Source organism: Klebsiella sp. MS 92-3, assembly GCF_000195655.1.
GTDB classification, from domain to species: Bacteria; Pseudomonadota; Gammaproteobacteria; order Enterobacterales; family Enterobacteriaceae; genus Klebsiella; species Klebsiella pneumoniae.
In genome coordinates this window covers 5,722-8,448 of sequence record NZ_GL882845.1, presented here as the reverse complement: position 1 = coordinate 8,448, position 2,727 = coordinate 5,722, and the positions used below count along the sequence as shown (strand labels likewise).

The window sequence follows — 2,727 nt, the reverse complement described above, 5'->3', positions numbered from 1 at the left end:
CGCCCGCGGGGGGGGGGGGGGGGGGGCGGGCACATTGCCCGTAAACGTGACAAAGGGGACATCATCGTTGTGTCCACTGCATTGCGAGGTGAAACGATGATACCGTTAGCGTATCGTATAGCACAGACCTGTAGCTTTTATTGATATGGCCCCTTATGAGTGAAGAAAAACGCCCTGTACTGAGCCTGAAACGAAAACCGGCGGAGAACAGTACGGCCCCCGCAGAGGCAACCCCTGCTCCTGGTGTGGTGCGCCGAAAGAAGGTCGTGGTGGTCTCGTCCCCGCCGGCCTGGAAGGCAAAAAAAGAGAAACTTGAGAAGGTTAAACAAGCGGCCGAAGCCGCCGCGCGCAACGCTGCGCCGGTGCCGGTTAAAGCGGTAAAGACGCCACCTCCGGTGCGTTATCTTCGCCTGCTGCCGCCGGAACAGGCCATTATGACGCTGAAGGCATTCTGGCCACAGCTGTTCGACGGAAACTCACCCCGTCTGCTGGCAACGGGCATGCGCGAACAGCTGTTTGCCGACATTGTGAACCGTGACCTGCCGCTGTCGCATAAACAGGTGATTAAGTGCCTGAAGAGTCTGACCCGGTCTGCGGGCTATCTGTCCCGGATGAAGGAGGGAGCCGCCCGCTATGATCTGCAGGGGAACGCCGTCGCGACCGTCACTGCAGGGGAAGCGCAGTACGCCAGCGAGCGCATGATGAAAGAACTCCTGCGAACTGAGCGTATGCGGAGCCAGTCAGCTGGCTGAATACAATCGAGGAGAGGAAATGGATTTTGAAGCGCGGAAACAAAAGGCGCTGGCGATAATGGCCAGCTGTAAGATGTGGAAAAGCAATTATGCACCGCTTCTGATACGACTGTTGTGGCGGCTGGGGATAAACATTCCCCCGCTGCCGTTTGCTCCGTTCTGGCAGGTTTTTGGCGTGATGGCAGGCTCTTTCTCCGTCGGATACGGACTGTGGATGTACTGGATGGTGTGGCGGGCCCAGGGGATGCCACCCCTGTTCGCTTGCAAAATCAGTCTTATTGCGGGCGTGTTATTTGGCCTGACGATGGCACTGTTTCATCTGTGGCGCCGAAAGGTGAATAAATTACCTGACTGGAAAGATTTATAACGGAATCAGAAGAACGCCGGAAACAGGACTTACCCTGGCTGAATGGCATGAATTTCCGCGCTATGCACTTGCGTGCATACTCATGCATGCCGTAAAAACAGCCCCTGCGCGTTTCTGGCGGGTTTTCGGTGTTTTGCCAGTTTCCCGTCAGAAACGCCCTGAGGCCGTTCTGGCGGTGCTTACAATTAAGGGATTATGGTAAAGGGTGACTTGGTTAATCATAAATATCCTGGGGGATGGCATACACCAGCTGGATATCCGGTGCATCGTTGAGCCATCGACCTGATTTTTTCATCAGGTAGCCACCAATTTCTTCGGTAGTCAGCCGAGCATGAAACAATGCTTCATCATTGAACCAGCAGTCAGGGTGATAGATGAGATCCAGTGGGTTTGCCCTGAAATTAATCTCCAGTAACTGGAGTGCATAGCTGTGGTCAGATGCACTACCTTCTGCTTTGCGTATGAAGTTGATAACGTCGTTCAGTTCTGTCCATGTAAAGTCATCAAGGTATTTTTCCTGATTAAGCGCCATCCTGGTGAAATCTAGTGCACTTGTCCAGGATGAAAAATCACGAAAATCAGAGAACCCGCAGGGTATGACGACCTGTGCATTCCAGTCTGCCATCATCTGTTTTAGTTCTTCATTGTTTTCGTCCATCCCGTTATCGATGTGATCGAGAATGCCATTCAGCTGACTGACCAGTTCTTTCATCTGTTTACGGGTGACCCGTGCGGGTTTCATTCGCTCAGGTAATGGCATCAGAAATACTCTCTTTTTTATCGTGCACTCGGGGGAACTAAGTAATCTATCGGGCTATGAATCAGAGCTCAAATCGTTTTTTTTCTTTCTGATGATCCGCATTCTGCCTCGGGTCCACCTCTGCTGTTATTTTTAAGTGAATGAAAATAAATAAAAATATTGTTAACCACGACATATTGACAGAGCTGGTATATCAAGAGCAGCATCAAAATACTGTATATAAATACATGCTTTTATATGCAGTAACTGGCGTGGCAGAGAACTAATAACAGCCTCCGGATAGCTGTCCTGAAGCAATAAACCGCACGCCGTATTTCAGAAAATTGGAAAACAAAAAAAACAAAAGAAGGAAATGTGTGATTGGTGGATTTAACTATAACGGTGAGGGTGCTACGAGCTCAGGCCTTAGCTCTCCTTCTGCCAGTGATGTGGCTAATCAGTTTAATAGTTTTGGTGGGACGCAAATCCGGGCATCAGATGTCTCGAATATTCGCAGTGATGGTAATGGTGGGTATATGGCGGATATTCGGGGGCAGATTCACACTGTGTCCTCTGAGGAAGGCTCAACAACTGTCAGTGGCTTCGATGGTGTCCGCAGTTCTTCTACCGGTAATGGCGGAAGTCAGGGTGGGCAGGGGCCACAGGGACAGTCTCTTGTTATGCATAACGGGCAGATGGGATACTGGGAAAACCGATCATCCGGGGCTGGTAATAACGAACATACTACCCGCGCTTTTGTGGCTGTAGGTCCATCAGAAGCAGAAAAAGCTGCACGAGCGGAGAAGGTAGCTAAGGAAAAACAGCAAGCAGAAGAGGCTGCAAAAGCATTCGCAGCGAAAACAAAACAC

Annotated in this window: 3 protein-coding genes and 1 pseudogene; 3 read left to right on the top strand and 1 reads right to left on the bottom strand. The window is 50.6% G+C overall.

Going from position 1 to position 2,727, the window contains the following annotated elements; translation table 11 throughout:
* The first annotated feature begins 155 nt into the window (after positions 1-155).
* Positions 156-752 carry a fertility inhibition protein FinO gene (locus tag HMPREF9538_RS06215; RefSeq protein WP_004178053.1) on the top strand — a complete coding sequence of 199 codons (597 nt, stop codon included), beginning with the start codon at positions 156-158 and terminating at the stop codon, positions 750-752.
* 19 nt (positions 753-771) lie between these two features.
* Positions 772-1,119 (top strand): DUF6404 family protein, encoded by a 348-nt coding sequence (locus HMPREF9538_RS06220; protein WP_004152301.1) that lies wholly within the window; start codon positions 772-774, stop codon positions 1,117-1,119.
* A gap of 214 nt (positions 1,120-1,333) precedes the next feature.
* On the opposite strand, the gene HMPREF9538_RS06225 is transcribed toward HMPREF9538_RS06220, so the two are convergent.
* On the bottom strand, positions 1,334-1,879 hold the full coding sequence (locus HMPREF9538_RS06225) for a hypothetical protein (RefSeq protein WP_004178052.1): 546 nt from the start codon (positions 1,877-1,879) through the stop codon (positions 1,334-1,336).
* A gap of 356 nt (positions 1,880-2,235) precedes the next feature.
* On the opposite strand from HMPREF9538_RS06225, the pseudogene HMPREF9538_RS06230 reads away from it, so the two are divergent.
* Positions 2,236-2,727, top strand: a pseudogene (locus HMPREF9538_RS06230) (klebicin B); the annotation flags it as partial.

Bases quoted from the DNA above. Each gene is read 5' to 3' on its own strand.
- HMPREF9538_RS06215 (WP_004178053.1), top strand. From the start codon at position 156: ATGAGTGAAGAAAAACGCCCTGTACTGAGCCTGAAACGAAAACCGGCG.
- HMPREF9538_RS06220 (WP_004152301.1), top strand. From the start codon at position 772: ATGGATTTTGAAGCGCGGAAACAAAAGGCGCTGGCGATAATGGCCAGC.
- HMPREF9538_RS06225 (WP_004178052.1), bottom strand. From the start codon at position 1,879: ATGCCATTACCTGAGCGAATGAAACCCGCACGGGTCACCCGTAAACAG.